This window comes from Hydrogenophaga sp. 70-12, assembly GCF_001897365.1.
Lineage (GTDB): Bacteria > Pseudomonadota > Gammaproteobacteria > Burkholderiales > Burkholderiaceae_C > Hydrogenophaga > Hydrogenophaga borbori.
On record NZ_MKSS01000382.1, the window covers coordinates 20,154 to 34,638 of the forward strand.

Below are 14,485 nucleotides of genomic sequence, written 5' to 3' on the forward strand. Positions count from 1 at the left end.
CATCCATGTCCGCCCACCGCACCCGCATCAAGTTCTGCGGCTTCACGCGCGAAGCCGACGTGGACGCGGCCGTGCACACCGGGGCCGACGCCATCGGCTTTGTGCTCTACGAGCCCAGCCCGCGCTTCGTCTCGCCCGAGCGCGCCGGCGAACTGGCGCGCCGCCTGCCCGCCTTCGTCACGCCGGTGCTGCTGTTCGTCAACGCCAGCCCCGAGTGGATCGCGCGCGGCCTGCGCGCGGTGCCCAACGCCCTGCTGCAGCTGCACGGCGACGAAACGCCCACCGAGGCACAGGCCGCGGGCCGGCCCTACCTGCGCGCGGCACGCATTCCCGCCGGCGAGGCAGGCAAAGGCTTCGATCTCCTACAATTCGCCGATGATTTCGTCTCCGCCCAAGCCATCCTGCTCGACGCCCACGTCGAGGGTTTCGGTGGCGGCGGCCAATCCTTCGACTGGACGGCCTTCTCGTGGTCACACCCTCGACTAAACGCCAGCTCTCGCCTCGTTTTGTCTGGTGGACTCACGCCTGCAAACGTGACCGATGGCATTCGGCTCGTCCGGCCCTGGGCCGTTGACGTGAGCTCCGGCATCGAGGTGTCCAAGGGCATCAAGAGCGCCGACAAGATGCAGGCCTTCGTGGCCGCCGTGCGCGCCGCCGATGACCCGGTCGGTCCGGCGCCAGCACCCTCCCCGCAGCGATCCTGACCCGTTCCCGGGTCGCGCGGGGGCCATTCACCGCACAGGATTTCGCATGCAGACCCCCTACCAGCAACCCGACGCCCGCGGCCACTTCGGCATCTACGGCGGCAGCTTCGTGAGCGAGACGCTCACCCACGCCATCAATCAACTCCAAGCGGCCTACGAGAAGTACCAGCACGACCCGGACTTCCTGGCCGAATTCCGCTACGAGCTCGCCCACTTCGTGGGCCGGCCCAGCCCGGTCTACCACGCCGCGCGCATGAGCCGCGAGATGGGCGGCGCGCAGATCTTTCTCAAGCGCGAGGACCTCAACCACACCGGCGCGCACAAGGTGAACAACACCATCGGCCAGGCCATGCTGGCGCGCCGCATGGGCAAGCCGCGCATCATCGCCGAGACCGGCGCGGGCCAGCACGGCGTGGCCACCGCCACCATCTGCGCGCGCTACGGCCTGGAATGCGTGGTCTACATGGGCAGCGAGGACGTCAAGCGCCAGAGCCCCAACGTCTACCGCATGAAGCTGCTGGGCGCCACCGTGGTACCCGTGGAAAGCGGCAGCAAGACCCTGAAGGACGCGCTCAACGAGGCCATGCGCGACTGGGTCGCCAACGTGGACAACACCTTCTACATCATCGGCACCGTGGCCGGGCCGCACCCCTACCCGATGATGGTGCGCGACTTCCAGAGCGTCATCGGCAAGGAATGCCTGACGCAGATGCCCGAGATGCTGCGCGAGGCCGGCTGCGCGGGCGAGCAGCCCGACGCGGTGATCGCCTGTGTGGGCGGCGGCAGCAACGCCATGGGCATCTTCCACCCTTACATAGGGCATGCCAACACCCGCCTCATCGGCGTGGAGGCGGCCGGCGAAGGCCTGGACAGCGGCAAGCACTCGGCCTCGCTGCAGCGCGGCAGCGCCGGCGTGCTGCACGGCAACCGCACCTACGTGCTGCAGGACGACAACGGCCAGGTGACCGAAACGCACAGCATCAGCGCGGGCCTGGACTACCCTGGCGTCGGGCCGGAGCACGCCTTCCTCAAGGACATCGGCCGCGCCGAGTACGTGGGCATCACCGACACCGAGGCGCTGGAGGCCTTCCACTACCTCTGCCGCACCGAGGGCATCATCCCGGCGCTGGAGTCCAGCCACGCCGTGGCGCACGCCATGAAACTCGCCAAGACCCTGCAGCCCACGCAGTCCATCCTGGTCAACCTCTCGGGCCGAGGCGACAAGGACATCGGCACCGTGGCCGACCTCTCGGGCGTGGACTTCTACGACCGCCCTTCCCTGCGCGGCCACACCGTCAAGGGGGGCCAGAACAAATGAGCCGCATCGAAAAGACCCTGTCCGACCTCAAGGCCCAGGGCCGCAAGGCCCTGATCCCCTACGTGACCGCCGGCTTCCCCTTTGCCGACATCACACCCGAGCTGATGCTGGGCATGGCCGACGCGGGCGCCGACATCATCGAACTCGGCGTACCCTTCTCCGACCCCTCGGCCGACGGCCCCGTGATCCAGAAGGCGGGCGACCGCGCGCTGGCCGCCGGCATCGGCCTGGCGCAGGTGCTGGCCATGGTGAAGCGCTTCCGCGAGCGCAACACCACCACGCCCGTGGTGCTCATGGGCTATGCCAACCCGGTGGAGCGCTACGACCAGAAGCACGGCGCCGGCGCCTTCGTGAACGACGCGGCCGAGGCCGGCGTGGACGGCGTGCTGGTGGTGGACTACCCGCCCGAGGAATGCGAGGACTTCGCCCGCGCCCTGCGCGCGCGCGACATGGACCTGATCTTCCTGCTCGCCCCCACCTCCACCGACGAGCGCATGGCCCAGGTGGCGCGCGTGGCCAGCGGCTACGTGTACTACGTTTCACTGAAGGGCGTCACCGGCGCGGGCACGCTGGACGTCTCGCAGGTCGAGGCCATGCTGCCGCGCATCCGCGCGCACGTGAGCATCCCGGTCGGCGTGGGTTTCGGCATCCGGGACGCGGACACCGCCCGTGCCATCGGCCGCACCGCCGACGCGGTGGTGATCGGCAGCAAGCTCATCCAGCTCATAGAAGACGAACCGCACGAAAAAGTGGTGCCCGTGGCCGTCCAGTTCATGCGCACCATCCGAAAAGCGCTGGACGCATAATCCCGCCTCGCGCCCCTCACTCCCCCCTGGAGAACCGCATGTCCTGGCTCGAAAAGCTGCTCCCCCCCAAGATCACCCCGACCGACCCCACCGAGCGCCGCAGCGTGCCCGAGGGCCTGTGGGTGAAGTGCCCCAGCTGCGAGGCCGTGCTCTACAAGAACGACCTCGAGAAGAACCAGAACGTCTGCCCGCACTGCTCGCACCACCACCGCATCGGTGCACGCGCGCGCCTCAACGCCTTCCTCGACGCCGAGGGCCGCTACGAGATCGGGCAGGAGGTGCTGCCGGTCGACGCGCTCAAGTTCAAGGACAGCCGCAAGTACCCCGAGCGGCTGAAGGAAGCGCTGGAGAGCACCAGCGAGACCGATGCCCTCATCGTCATGGGCGGCGCCGTCAAGGGCATCAGCCTGATCGCGGCCTGCTTCGAGTTCGACTTCATGGGCGGCTCCATGGGCTCGGTGGTCGGCGAGCGCTTCGTGCGCGGCGTCGAAGAGGCCATCGCGCAGAAGGTGCCCTTCGTCTGCTTCACCGCCACCGGCGGCGCGCGCATGCAGGAGGGCCTGCTGTCGCTGATGCAGATGGCCAAGACCAACGCCTCCCTCACGCGCCTGGCCAAGAAGGGCCTGCCCTACATCAGCGTGCTCACCGACCCCACCATGGGCGGCGTCAGCGCGGGCTTCGCCTTCGTGGGCGACGTGGTGATCGCCGAACCCAAGGCGCTGATCGGCTTCGCCGGCCCGCGCGTGATCGAGAACACCGTGCGCGTGAAGCTGCCCGAGGGCTTCCAGCGCGCCGAGTTCCTGCAGACCAAGGGCGCGGTCGACTTCATCTGCGACCGCCGCGAACTGCGCGCCACCGTGGCCAGCCTGCTGGCCATGATGCAGCGCCAGAGCGCCGACGCGGTGGTCGAGGATTGAGCGACGGCCCGGCGGCTGAGGCACTCAAGCTCGCCCAGCTGCCCCTCTTCCCGCTGCAGACCGTCCTGTTCCCAGGCGGCTGGCTGCCGCTTCGCATCTTCGAGGTGCGCTACCTCGACATGATCGGCCGCTGTCACAAGGCCGGCGCGCCCTTCGGCGTGGTGAGCCTGAGCGAAGGCAGCGAGGTGCGCCGGCCCGACCCCAAGGCCCCGCCCGGCGGCGACGGCTTCGCCAAGGAAGATTTCCACCCGATCGGCGTGCTCGCGCGCATCGAATCGCTGGAAAAACCCCAGCCAGGGCTTTACATGATCCGCTGCCAGGGCTTGCAGCGCTTCAACGTCACGCGCCGCACGCGGCTGCCGCATGGCCTGTGGGTGGCCGACGTCGAACTGCTGCCGGCCGACCTCCCCGCGCCCGTGCCGGACGAACTGGCCTCGGTGGCCACCGGCCTCAAGCGCGTGCTGGAGAACCTGCGCGAGCGCCAGCCCGGCGCCGAGGACCAGTTGCCGATCCAGCCACCGTACCACTGGGACGACGCCGGCTGGGTGGCCAACCGCTGGTGCGAACTGGTGCCGGCCCCGCTGGCGCTCAAGCAGCGGCTGATGGCGCTGGACAACCCGCTGCTGCGCCTCGAACTCGTGGCCGACCTGCTCGACAAGCTCGGACTGGACCGCTGAGCGCCCGCCCGGGGCGCCTCAGGGCAGCAGCGACAGCGCACGCATGTAGCGCGGATCCACCATCAGATCGTCCCAGGCCATGGCCTGGCCCTGAGGCAGCAGGGTGCGGCGGCGCTCCTCGCTCGCGGGCGACGGCGTCCAGCCGCCCTGCAGCGCGGCGCGCGAAAGCTCGTCGATCGCCTCGTCGATCGGCGCGCCGCCGTCCACCACGCTCTGGTTGCACAGCAGCACCATGTCGCAGCCCGCCTGCAGCGCCGCCGTGGCGGCCTCGGCGAAGCGCACCGCGCGGCCTTCGATCTGGCGCGCCGCGGCCATGCCCAGGTCGTCGCTGAACACCGCGCCGGTGAAGCCCAGGCGCGCGCGCAGCACGTCCTGCAGCCAGCGCGCCGAGAAACCGGCGGGCCGGGCGTCCACCTTGGGGTAGACCACGTGCGCGGGCATGACCGCGCTGAGCGAGGCGCTGAGCCAGCCGTAGGGCAATGCGTCGTCGGCCAGGATGGCCTTGAGCGAACGCGGATCGCGCGGGATCTCGTGGTGCGTGTCGCCGCGCACGTAGCCGTGTCCGGGAAAGTGCTTGCCGCAGTTGGCCATGCCGCTCTGGCGCAGGCCATGCATCAGCGCCTGCGCCAGCACCGTGACCACGCGCGGGTCGCGCGCGAAGGCGCGGTCGCCGATGACCGAGCTGTCCCCGTGGTCGAGGTCGAGCACGGGGGTGAAGCTCAGGTCCACGCCGCAGGCGCGCAGCTCGGCGCCGAGCACGAAGCCGGCCGCCGTGGCGGCGTCGGCCGCGCGCATCGCGCCGTCGCCGTCGGCGCCGCCGGCCATCCAGCGCTCGCCGAAGGCGGCCATCGGCGGCAGCGCGGTGAACCCGTCGGTGCGGAAGCGCTGCACACGGCCGCCCTCGTGGTCGACCGCGATCAGCAGGTCGTCGCGCACCGCCTTGATCTCGGCGCACAACCGCGTGAGCTGCGCGCGGTCGCGCCAGTTGCGGGCAAACAGGATGGCGCCGCCCACCAGGGGGTGGTCCAGGCGCTGGCGGTCGTTGTCGGTCAGGCTCAGGCCGGCGACGTCGATGATCAGGGGGGCGTGGTGGTTCATGGCGAAGGGGGGGCTGTGCGTTCGACGACCACGAAGCTGGCCGCGTAGTCGGTTTCGTCGGTCACGGTCACGTGGGCGCGCAGGCCGCGCGCCTCGAACCAGGTCTTGAGCTCGCCGTGCAGCACGATCACGGGCTGGCCGCTGGGCAGGTTGGCGATCTCGCAGCGGCGCCAGCTCATGGGCATGCGCATGCCCAGGCCGATGGCCTTGGAAAAAGCCTCCTTGGCCGAGAAGCGCGTGGCCAGGTAGCGCAGGCCGCGCTGCGGCCAGCGCGCGCTGCGGCGCTGCCAGACGGCGAACTCGGCCTCGCTGAGCACCTTGCCGGCGAACCGTTCGCCCTGGCGCTCCAGCGTGGCCGCGATGCGGCGCACGTCGCAGATGTCGGTGCCGATGCCGTAAATGCTCATGCGTCGAACGCGCCGTCGATGCAGCGCTTGTAGGCCTGGACGGTGGCCGCGTAGCCCAGCTCCAGCGCGTCGGCGATCAGCGCGTGGCCGATGGAGACTTCGCTGACGGCCGGCACCTGGCGCAGGAAGGGCGTGAGGTTGTCGCGGTTGAGGTCGTGCCCGGCGTTGACCGCCAGGCCAGCGTCCAGCGCGGCCTGCGCGGCGCGGGCGAAGCGGCGCAGCTGCTCGTCCTGCGCCGGCGTGCCGAAGGCGGCGGCGTAGGGTTCGGTGTAGAGCTCGACCCGGTCGGCACCGACCGCCCGGGCCGCCGCCATCTGGTCGGCCTCGGCGTCCATGAACAGGCTCACGCGCACGCCCAGCGCGTGGCATTCGGCGATCAGGGGGCGCAGGCGCTCGGCGTCGGCGGGAAAGCGCCAGCCGTGGTCGCTGGTGAACTGGCCTTCGGCATCGGGCACGAAGGTGGCCTGGTGCGGGCGCACCGCGCGCACGAAGTCCATGAGGTTGTGGAAGGGGTTGCCCTCGATGTTGTATTCGCGATCGGGCCAGGCCTTGAGCGCGGCGGCCAGCTCGTGCACGTCGTGCGCGCGGATGTGGCGCTCGTCGGGCCGCGGGTGCACGGTGATGCCGGCGGCGCCGGCCCGCAGGCACAGCTCGGCCGCGCGCACGACCGAGGGAATGCCCAGGTGGCGGGTGTTGCGCACCAGCGCGACCTTGTTGAGGTTGACCGACAGCGCGGTCCGGTTGTGCACCATGCTCAGGCCCAGTCAGGAGTCGGTGGGGTCGGTGGAAGGGGCATCGGCGGCATGCCCGCGACGGCGGCGCAGGGCCTGCACATCGAGCAGCAGCTGGCGCGTGCCGAACACGCGCACATTGCCATGGTAGAGCAGCAGGTTGCGCAGGGGGATGCGCAGGGTCGGCGCAATCTCGGCGCAGGCGCGCAACACGGGCACGAAGGGGGCGGGCCCGTCCAGCGCCTGCTGCAGCCCGCGCCAGCGCGCCGCGTCCAGCGCGTGGTGGTCCTCATCGTGCGCCAGGCGCAGGCCGGACTCGGGCTGCAGCACGTAGCGCCCGGCCTCGCTCAAGGGGGCCAGCGTCGCGCCCTCGCGCAGCAGGTCGGGCAGCAGGCCGGTCTCGCGCAGCAGCAACAGCTCGAAGGCGCGCAGCACCACGCTGCGCGCGTCGGGCTGCTCGGCCAGGGTGTGCACGGCGGTGGCGAACCAGTCGAACAGGCGCGGGTAAGGGTCTTCGCGCGCCAGCAGGCGCATCAGCAGTTCATTCAGGTAGCTGCCCGCGATGAGCGCCTCGCCGGTGGGCATGACGTGTCCCCCCACCCAATGCGCGGCCTTGAGCGTGCGGACCTCGGCATCGCCGCTCCAGCTCAGCTGCAGCGGCTGCAGCGGCAGCAGCACGGGGCGGAACTGTGAGGTGGGCCGCTTCACACCCTTGGCCACCAGGGCGATGCGGCCGTGGTAGCGCGTGAACACCTCCAGCACGAGGCTGGTCTCGCTCCAGTCGTAGCGGTGCAGGACGAACGCGGACTCGTCGGCTACCCGGGCCTTCATCGATAGGCATCGGCCTGCCGCCGGGCCGCCCCACGGCAGGCCAGCCCCCGCGGGGGGCAGCGACGCGCGCAGCGGTGGAGCGCGGAGGCCTCATTCATATCCGAAGGAGCGCACGCGGGCCTCGTCGTCGGCCCAGCCGGAGCGAACCTTGACCCACAGTTCCAGGAACACCTTGCCGCCCCAGAGCTTTTCCAGTTCCATGCGGGCCTCGGTGCCGATGCGCTTGAGCTTCTCGCCCTTGTCGCCGATCACCATGCCCTTGTGCCCTTCGCGCTCGACCACGATGGTGGCGGCGATGCGGCGCAGCTGTCCCTCTTCCTCGAAGCGGTCGATGATCACCGTGGAGGTGTACGGCAACTCGTCGCCGGTGAGGCGGAACAGCTTCTCACGCACCATCTCGGCGGCCATGAAGCGCTCGCTGCGGTCGGTCAGGTCCTCGGCGTCGTGGATCCAGGGCTGCTGTGGGAGGTACTTCTCGCAGATGGTGAACAGGCGCTGGATGTCCTTGGCGGCCTTGGCCGACATGGGCACGAACTCGGCGAAAGCGTGGCGCTCCTGCATGGAGCGCAGCCAGGGCGCCAGGTCGCCGCGGCGGTGCACCTCGTCCAGCTTGTTGGCCAGCAGGATCACCGGCACGTCCGGCGGCAGCAGCGACAGCACCTTGGCGTCGGCCAGGTTGAATCGACCGGCCTCCACCACGAAGAGGATCAGGTCGACGTCGGCCACGGCACCCAGCACGGTCTTGTTGAGCGAGCGGTTGAGCGCGTTGCCATGGCGGGTCTGGAAACCCGGGGTATCGACGAAGATGTACTGAGACGCGCCTTCGGTGCGGATGCCGGTGATGCGGTGCCGCGTGGTCTGGGCCTTGCGCGAGGTGATGCTGACTTTCTGTCCCACCAGCGCGTTGAGCAGGGTGGACTTGCCCACGTTGGGCTTGCCCACGATGGCGACGTAGCCGCAGCGCTTATCGGCCTCGGCCACCTCGGGTCTCGGCTCAGGGGCCTCGGCCGCGCCGGGCTTGCCCAGGGCGCGCGCCAGCATGGCCTCGAGGTTGTCGGCGGGCGGGGGGGCGGGTGTCTTCTGGCTCATGGATCGGTTCGTCAGCGCGCGCTGGCCATCAGGTGCTGCAGCATGGCCGCGGCGGCGGCCTGCTCGCCCGCGCGCCGCGAGGCGCCAATGCCACGCTCGCTGTGGCCGGACTCCTGCACGGTGCACTCCACGTCGAAGGTCTGCTTGTGGGCTTCGCCCAGCGTGGCCACCACGCGGTAGACGGGCAGCTTCATTTTGCGGCCCTGCAGCCACTCCTGCAATTCGGTTTTTGGGTCCTTGCCCAGGGCCGTCATGGTGTGGCTCAGCTCCACGCCGCTGTACAGCCGCCGCACCAGGGCCGATGCGGTCTCGAAACCGGCGTCGAGGTAGACGGCGCCGATCACGGCCTCCAGGGCGTCGGCCAGGATGGAGGGGCGCTTGTGCCCGCCCGAGCGCTTCTCGCCGTCGCCCAGCCGCAGGCCGGACGACAGGCCCAGCGCCTGGGCGAGCCCGAACAAGGTGTCCTGCTTGACCAGGTTGGCGCGGATGCGGGACAGATCGCCCTCGGGCAGGGCGTCCAGCTTCTCGAACAGCAAGCCGGAAATGGCCAGGTTGAGCACGGAGTCGCCGAGGAATTCCAGGCGCTCGTTGTGGTCGGCGCCGAAGCTGCGGTGGGTCAGCGCCCGCTCCAGCAGGCGTGGGTTGGCGAAGCGGTGCTGCAGCCGGCCCTGCAGCGCGGTGAGATCGGGGCTCAAACCATCAACCGGGCCGCGCTCATTGCGAGCTGCCCTTGTACTTCATCACCAGCCAGGCCGGCCCGGCCAGGTGGATTTCGCGGACGTAGTCGTAGGACACCACCACGCGGTCGCCCTGCTTGCCCACGGTGAGGTCCTTGCCCGAGATGGTGCGGATGTCGTCGATCGTGGCCGCCTTGTCGAAGATGTCGCGCACCTCGGCCACCGTGCTGCCCGCCGAGGCCTTCTGCACCGCCTTCTGCACGGCCATGTACTCGAGGTAGGTGGGGAACACCTGGGCCGCCACGATGCCCGCGAGCGCCAGCAGGGTGCCGACGATGATCAGGCCGACGAAGGTCAGGCCCCGTTGTTGCCGCTTCAGCTTCATGCGCTCCTCCTCAGGGTTCGCTCTTACTCGAATCGTCCGATGCGACCGAGGTCGCCGAAATTCATCCAGACCAGGAAGGCCTTGCCCACGATATTCGCTTCGGGCACAAAGCCCCAATACCGCGAGTCGAGCGAATTGTCGCGATTGTCGCCCATCATGAAGTAATGCCCGGCCGGCACCTTGCAGACCGCGCCCTCCACGCTGTAGCGGCAGTTCTCGGCGAAGGGGAACTGGGTGGCACCGTCGACGAAGGCCGGGCGGTTGTCCTCGTTGAGGGTGTTGTACTGCTTGCCGCCCAGGCTTTCCTGCCATTGCTTGGCGTAGCGCATCGAGTCCTTGTCGAAGAAGTCGGGCTGCGCCACCCGCGGCACGGGCTGGCCGTTCACCGTGAGCTGCTTGTTCAGGTAGGCCACCTCGTCACCGGGCAGGCCGATCACGCGCTTGATGTAGTCCAGGCTGGGCTTGGGCGGGTAGCGGAAGACGACCACGTCGCCGCGCTGCGGCGCCTGGTTGTCCCAGACCTTGGTGTTGACCACGGGCAGGCGGATGCCGTAGTGGTACTTGTTCACCAGGATCAGGTCGCCCACGCGCAGGGTGGGGATCATGGAGCCCGAGGGAATCTTGAAGGGCTCGAACAGGAAGGAGCGCAGCACGAAAACGGCCAGGATCACCGGGAACAGGCCCGCCGTCCAATCCAGCCACCAGGGCTGGGCCAGCGCCCGCTGCCGCGCCGGTTCGATGTCGCCCTCGATCTGGCTGAAGCCCTGCTTGGCCAGGGCCTCCTTGCGCTGGTGGTGCTCCACCACGAGCTGGTCGGCCGCACGGCGGCGCTGCGGCAGGAAGACCAACTTGTCGATCACCCAGTAGACGCCGGTGACGAGCGTCGCCAGCAGCAGCAGCAGGGAGAAATTGCCCTCGACCGCGCCCATGTACCAGGCCACGGCATAGAGCCCGAACGCCGCGAGGATGATCCCCGTGACCGCACCCATCGCGGACTTCATCAATCTTGCACCTGCAGGATGGCCAGGAACGCTTCCTGGGGCACTTCGACGGAGCCGATCTGTTTCATGCGTTTTTTGCCAGCTTTCTGTTTTTCGAGCAGTTTGCGTTTGCGGGTGATGTCACCACCGTAGCATTTTGCCAGCACGTTCTTGCGCAGCGCCTTGATGGTTTCGCGCGCGATGACGTTGCCCCCGATGGCCGCCTGGATCGCCACGTCGAACATCTGTCGGCTGATGATCTCGCGCATCTTGGCTGCCACCGCGCGGCCACGGTACTGCGCCTGGCTGCGGTGCACGATGATCGACAGGGCATCGACCTTCTCGCCGTTGAGCAGGATGTCGACCTTGACCACGTCGGAGCGGCGGTACTCCTTGAACTCGTAGTCCATGCTGGCGTAGCCGCGGCTGACGGATTTGAGTTTGTCGAAGAAGTCCAGCACGATCTCGCCCAGCGGCAGTTCGTAGGTCAGCATGACCTGCTTGCCGTGGTAGGCCATGTTGATCTGCACGCCGCGCTTCTGATTGGCCAGGGTCATGACCGGACCCACGTACTCCTGCGGCATGTACAGGTGCACGGTGACGATGGGCTCGCGGATCTCTTCGATGCGGCCGGGGTCGGGCATCTTGGAGGGGTTCTCCACCATCAGCACCTCGCCGTCGCCCTTGACCACCTGGTAGACCACGCTGGGCGCGGTGGTGATGAGGTCCTGGTCGAACTCGCGCTCCAGGCGCTCCTGCACGATCTCCATGTGCAGCAGGCCCAGGAAGCCGCAGCGGAAGCCGAAACCCAGGGCCTGCGACACCTCGGGCTCGTAGTGCAGCGAGGCGTCGTTGAGCTTGAGCTTCTCCAGGGCGTCGCGCAGGGCGTCGTACTGGTTGGCCTCGGTGGGGTACAGGCCGGCGAACACCTGCGGCTGCACCTCCTTGAAGCCGGGCAGCGGTCGCTCCGCCGGGCCGGCGTTGTTGGGCAGCTTCTTTTCCAGCGTCACGGTGTCGCCCACCTTGGCGGCCGCGAGCTCCTTGATGCCGGCGATGATGTAGCCCACCTCCCCCGCTTCCAGCGAGTCGCGGGGCTGGGTGGCCGGCGTGAATACGCCCAGGTTGTCGGCGTTGTAGGCCGCGTTGGTGGCCATGAGCTTGAAGCGCTCGCCCTTGAGCAGGCGACCATCCACCACCCGGACCAGCATCACCACGCCCACGTAGGCGTCGTACCAGCTGTCGATGATCATGGCGCGCAGAGGGGCGTCCGGGTTGCCGCGCGGCGCCGGCACCTTGGCCACCACGGCCTCCAGGATGTCCTCGACCCCCATGCCCGTCTTGGCCGAACACGGGATGGCGTCGCTCGCGTCGATGCCGATCACGTCCTCGATTTCGCTCTTGGCGTTCTCGGGGTCGGCGTTCGGCAGGTCCATCTTGTTCAGGACTGGCAGCACCTCCACGCCGAGGTCGAGAGCGGTGTAGCAGTTGGCCACCGTCTGGGCCTCCACGCCCTGGCTGGCGTCCACCACCAGCAAGGCGCCCTCGCAGGCCGACAGGGAACGCGAGACCTCATACGAGAAGTCCACGTGGCCTGGGGTGTCGATCAGGTTCAGGTTGTAGACGCGGCCGTCGCGCGCCTTGTACTGCAGCGCGGCCGTCTGCGCCTTGATGGTGATGCCGCGCTCCTTCTCGATGTCCATGGAGTCGAGCACCTGCTCGCTCATCTCACGATCGGAGAGGCCGCCGCAGCGGGAGATGATGCGATCCGCGAGCGTCGATTTGCCGTGATCGATGTGCGCGATGATCGAGAAATTGCGGATGTGGTTCATCGGAAGGCCGGGCCAGGGACCATGTTCATCGCGCGCCGGGCCAGGGCGCGCGACCATAAAAAAGGGCGCGTCAGCTGCTGACGCGCCCGTAACCAACAATCAATGGCAACTGCGATAGTTGGGGTTTCATTGTAGGCAAAAAGCCCCCCGCAGACAGCCGCCACCAAGCTTCCCGACCCTGTCGCCGGGCCGCAACAGGGCAGTTGTTTACAGCTTATCCACAAGCTCTGGGTACAAGCTGTGCAACGGCTGTGGATCAAGGACCACCGGGAGCGACTGGGCTCCCGCATCGTGAATTGGGTGCTCGCGCGCCGGCTTCAATCCGTCAACAACGCGCGGGATTTTATCGAATCCGGTCAAGACTGGCCGAATTCCTGTTGGTGCTCACTAACTTATCTATTAACCGACCCGCCGGACGGGCTCGGGAGGGCGTCGCATCCCCGAAACACCCGGCGACGGACGGCGCCGATGCCCGGGGACGGGCGGGGGTTATTGGCCCAAGCCACCCGAAAGGCGTTCCACACCCGGGCCCGTCACCGGGCCTGCGGCCGCACCACCGCGTATTGGGCCCATTCGCCCCGGCGCAGCAGCAGATTCACCGGCTTGGACTTGTCCAGCTTGGCGAGCACCGCCTCCACGTCCTTGACCGAAGACACTTCGGTGTTGGCCACCGCCACGATCACGTCGCCTTCGCGCAGGCCGGCCCGGGTGGCGGGCCCGGCGACACCGATCACGCGAACGCCGCCCTTGACCTTGAGCGCCTTGGCGTCGTCCGCGCCGAGTTCGGCCAGCGTCAGGCCCAGCGACTGCGTCGCGTTGTTGCTCGGCACCGGCTTGGGCTCGGGGGCGGCGGCACGCGCCTCGGGGCGCTCAGGCTCGAGTTCGGCGATGACCACATTCAGCTCGCGCTGGCTGCCCCGGCGCAACACCGTCATGGTGCTGCGCGTGCCCGGCTTGGTGTTGCCCACCAGGCGCGGCAGGTCAACCGACTTGTCGATCTCCTTGCCATCGAACTTGAGGATGATGTCGCCCGGCTCGACGCCCGCCTTCGCGGCCGGCGAATCGGGCTCAACGCCACGCACCAGCGCGCCCTTGGGCTGCGCCATGCCCAGCGACTCGGCCACCTCCTTGCCCACCTGGTCGATGCGCACGCCGATGCGCCCGCGCGTGACGCGCCCGCTGGCGCGCAGCTCGTTGGACACGCGCACGGCCTCGTCGATGGGAATGGCGAAGGAAATGCCCTGGAAGCCGCCCGAGCGCGAGTAGATCTGGCTGTTGATGCCCACGACCTCGCCGCGCATGTTGATCAGCGGCCCACCCGAGTTGCCCGGGTTGATGGCCACGTCGGTCTGGATGAAGGGCAGGTAGTCGCCCGTGTCGCGCTGCTTGGCGCTCACGATGCCGGCCGTGACGGTGTTCTCCAGGCCAAAGGGCGAGCCGATCGCCATCACCCATTCGCCCACGCGCAGGCGGTTGATGTCGCCCACCTTCACCGGCACCAGACCGGTGGCCTCGATCTTCACCACCGCCACGTCGGTGCGCGCATCGGCACCGACGATGCGCGCCTTGAATTCGCGCTTGTCCGCCAGCGTGACGATCAGCTCATCGGCGCCGTCCACGACATGGGCGTTGGTCATGATGAAGCCGTCGGCGCTGAGCACGAAGCCCGAACCCACGCCGCGCGGACGCGCCTCGTCGGACGGCGGGCCCTGCCGCGGGCCGCGCGGCGTCACGCCCGGCGGGATGGGGATGCCGAAGCGGCGGAAGAACTCCAGCATCTCCTCGTCGGGGCCGCCCTCGGCATTGCCGCGCGCCGCGGCGCGCTCGAGCGTGCGGATGTTGACCACCGACGGGCCGACCAGGTCGACGAGGTCGGTGAAATCCGGCAGGCCGCGCGCATTGGTCGCGGCCGCCTGGGCGAGCGAGGGGGTGGGCGTGAACAAAGCCAGGGATCCGGCCGCACCGAAGGCGGCGGCCAGGGCCAGGGCTTGCAGGGAAGGACGGAGTCGGGCAGCGGACATCGGCGGCTTTCTTCG

The 14,485-nt window shown here is 68.9% G+C and carries 15 protein-coding genes; 5 read left to right on the forward strand and 10 right to left on the reverse strand.

The features are described 5' to 3' along the window. The first annotated feature begins 5 nt into the window (after window positions 1–5). From BGO22_RS19495 to BGO22_RS19515, 5 genes are read left to right on the forward strand one after another with little or no spacing between them, the layout of a single operon-like run. Window positions 6–704 (forward strand): phosphoribosylanthranilate isomerase, encoded by a 699-nt coding sequence (locus BGO22_RS19495; protein WP_286852255.1) that lies wholly within the window; start codon window positions 6–8, stop codon window positions 702–704. Window positions 705–750: 46 nt separating this feature from the next. Beyond that, window positions 751–2,022 carry a tryptophan synthase subunit beta gene (gene trpB / locus BGO22_RS19500; RefSeq protein WP_070397538.1) on the forward strand — a complete coding sequence of 424 codons (1,272 nt, stop codon included), beginning with the start codon at window positions 751–753 and terminating at the stop codon, window positions 2,020–2,022. Next, window positions 2,019–2,828 (forward strand): tryptophan synthase subunit alpha, encoded by an 810-nt coding sequence (gene trpA, locus BGO22_RS19505; RefSeq protein WP_070397537.1) that lies wholly within the window; start codon window positions 2,019–2,021, stop codon window positions 2,826–2,828. Before trpB ends, trpA begins: the two co-directional genes overlap by 4 nt. Window positions 2,829–2,866: 38 nt before the next feature. After that, the gene (accD, locus tag BGO22_RS19510) at window positions 2,867–3,745 is read left to right on the forward strand and encodes an acetyl-CoA carboxylase, carboxyltransferase subunit beta (RefSeq protein WP_070397536.1); all 879 of its coding nucleotides are present in this window, start codon (window positions 2,867–2,869) and stop codon (window positions 3,743–3,745) included. After that, the gene (locus BGO22_RS19515; protein WP_070397535.1) at window positions 3,742–4,422 is read left to right on the forward strand and encodes an LON peptidase substrate-binding domain-containing protein; all 681 of its coding nucleotides are present in this window, start codon (window positions 3,742–3,744) and stop codon (window positions 4,420–4,422) included. The genes accD and BGO22_RS19515 overlap by 4 nt, the downstream gene beginning before the upstream one ends. Window positions 4,423–4,440: 18 nt before the next feature. Here the strand turns inward: BGO22_RS19515 and nagZ are convergent, their stop codons facing one another. The 10 genes from nagZ to BGO22_RS19565 all read right to left on the reverse strand — a co-directional run bounded on the left by nagZ (window position 4,441) and on the right by BGO22_RS19565 (window position 14,470). Continuing rightward, entirely contained in the window at window positions 4,441–5,520 is a 1,080-nt protein-coding gene (gene nagZ, locus BGO22_RS19520) for a beta-N-acetylhexosaminidase (RefSeq protein WP_070397534.1), read from the reverse strand. Next, window positions 5,517–5,927, reverse strand: a complete 411-nt coding sequence (acpS, locus tag BGO22_RS19525) for a holo-ACP synthase (protein WP_070397533.1) — start codon at window positions 5,925–5,927, stop codon at window positions 5,517–5,519. The genes nagZ and acpS overlap by 4 nt, the downstream gene beginning before the upstream one ends. Then, on the reverse strand, window positions 5,924–6,679 hold the full coding sequence (locus BGO22_RS19530) for a pyridoxine 5'-phosphate synthase (RefSeq protein WP_083292836.1): 756 nt from the start codon (window positions 6,677–6,679) through the stop codon (window positions 5,924–5,926). The genes acpS and BGO22_RS19530 overlap by 4 nt, the downstream gene beginning before the upstream one ends. 12 nt (window positions 6,680–6,691) lie before the next feature. Continuing rightward, on the reverse strand, window positions 6,692–7,489 hold the full coding sequence (gene recO / locus BGO22_RS19535) for a DNA repair protein RecO (RefSeq protein ID WP_070397531.1): 798 nt from the start codon (window positions 7,487–7,489) through the stop codon (window positions 6,692–6,694). A 90-nt stretch (window positions 7,490–7,579) separates the two neighbouring features. After that, window positions 7,580–8,578, reverse strand: coding sequence for a GTPase Era (gene era / locus BGO22_RS19540; protein ID WP_070397530.1), 999 nt, complete (start codon window positions 8,576–8,578; stop codon window positions 7,580–7,582). A gap of 11 nt (window positions 8,579–8,589) precedes the next feature. Beyond that, window positions 8,590–9,273 carry a ribonuclease III gene (gene rnc / locus BGO22_RS19545; RefSeq protein ID WP_070397529.1) on the reverse strand — a complete coding sequence of 228 codons (684 nt, stop codon included), beginning with the start codon at window positions 9,271–9,273 and terminating at the stop codon, window positions 8,590–8,592. A gap of 19 nt (window positions 9,274–9,292) precedes the next feature. Continuing rightward, on the reverse strand, window positions 9,293–9,640 hold the full coding sequence (locus BGO22_RS19550) for a DUF4845 domain-containing protein (RefSeq protein ID WP_070397528.1): 348 nt from the start codon (window positions 9,638–9,640) through the stop codon (window positions 9,293–9,295). A 23-nt stretch (window positions 9,641–9,663) separates the two neighbouring features. Further along, a complete protein-coding gene (lepB, locus tag BGO22_RS19555) occupies window positions 9,664–10,629 on the reverse strand; it encodes a signal peptidase I (protein WP_175442789.1) in 966 nt (321 codons plus the stop codon). 11 nt (window positions 10,630–10,640) lie between these two features. After that, window positions 10,641–12,449 (reverse strand): translation elongation factor 4, encoded by a 1,809-nt coding sequence (gene lepA / locus BGO22_RS19560; protein ID WP_070397526.1) that lies wholly within the window; start codon window positions 12,447–12,449, stop codon window positions 10,641–10,643. 533 nt (window positions 12,450–12,982) lie between these two features. Next, complete coding sequence (locus BGO22_RS19565) at window positions 12,983–14,470, reverse strand: Do family serine endopeptidase (protein ID WP_070397525.1); 1,488 nt, start codon at window positions 14,468–14,470, stop codon at window positions 12,983–12,985. Window positions 14,471–14,485 lie beyond the last annotated feature (15 nt).

Coding starts and splice junctions, on each gene's coding strand:
- BGO22_RS19495 (WP_286852255.1), top strand. CDS start 6: ATGTCCGCCCACCGCACCCGCATCAAGTTCTGCGGCTTCACGCGCGAA.
- trpB (WP_070397538.1), top strand. CDS start 751: ATGCAGACCCCCTACCAGCAACCCGACGCCCGCGGCCACTTCGGCATC.
- trpA (WP_070397537.1), top strand. CDS start 2,019: ATGAGCCGCATCGAAAAGACCCTGTCCGACCTCAAGGCCCAGGGCCGC.
- accD (WP_070397536.1), top strand. CDS start 2,867: ATGTCCTGGCTCGAAAAGCTGCTCCCCCCCAAGATCACCCCGACCGAC.
- nagZ (WP_070397534.1), bottom strand. CDS start 5,520: ATGAACCACCACGCCCCCCTGATCATCGACGTCGCCGGCCTGAGCCTG.
- acpS (WP_070397533.1), bottom strand. CDS start 5,927: ATGAGCATTTACGGCATCGGCACCGACATCTGCGACGTGCGCCGCATC.
- BGO22_RS19530 (WP_083292836.1), bottom strand. CDS start 6,679: ATGGTGCACAACCGGACCGCGCTGTCGGTCAACCTCAACAAGGTCGCG.
- recO (WP_070397531.1), bottom strand. CDS start 7,489: ATGAAGGCCCGGGTAGCCGACGAGTCCGCGTTCGTCCTGCACCGCTAC.
- era (WP_070397530.1), bottom strand. CDS start 8,578: ATGAGCCAGAAGACACCCGCCCCCCCGCCCGCCGACAACCTCGAGGCC.
- BGO22_RS19550 (WP_070397528.1), bottom strand. CDS start 9,640: ATGAAGCTGAAGCGGCAACAACGGGGCCTGACCTTCGTCGGCCTGATC.
- lepB (WP_175442789.1), bottom strand. CDS start 10,629: ATGGGTGCGGTCACGGGGATCATCCTCGCGGCGTTCGGGCTCTATGCC.
- lepA (WP_070397526.1), bottom strand. CDS start 12,449: ATGAACCACATCCGCAATTTCTCGATCATCGCGCACATCGATCACGGC.
- BGO22_RS19565 (WP_070397525.1), bottom strand. CDS start 14,470: ATGTCCGCTGCCCGACTCCGTCCTTCCCTGCAAGCCCTGGCCCTGGCC.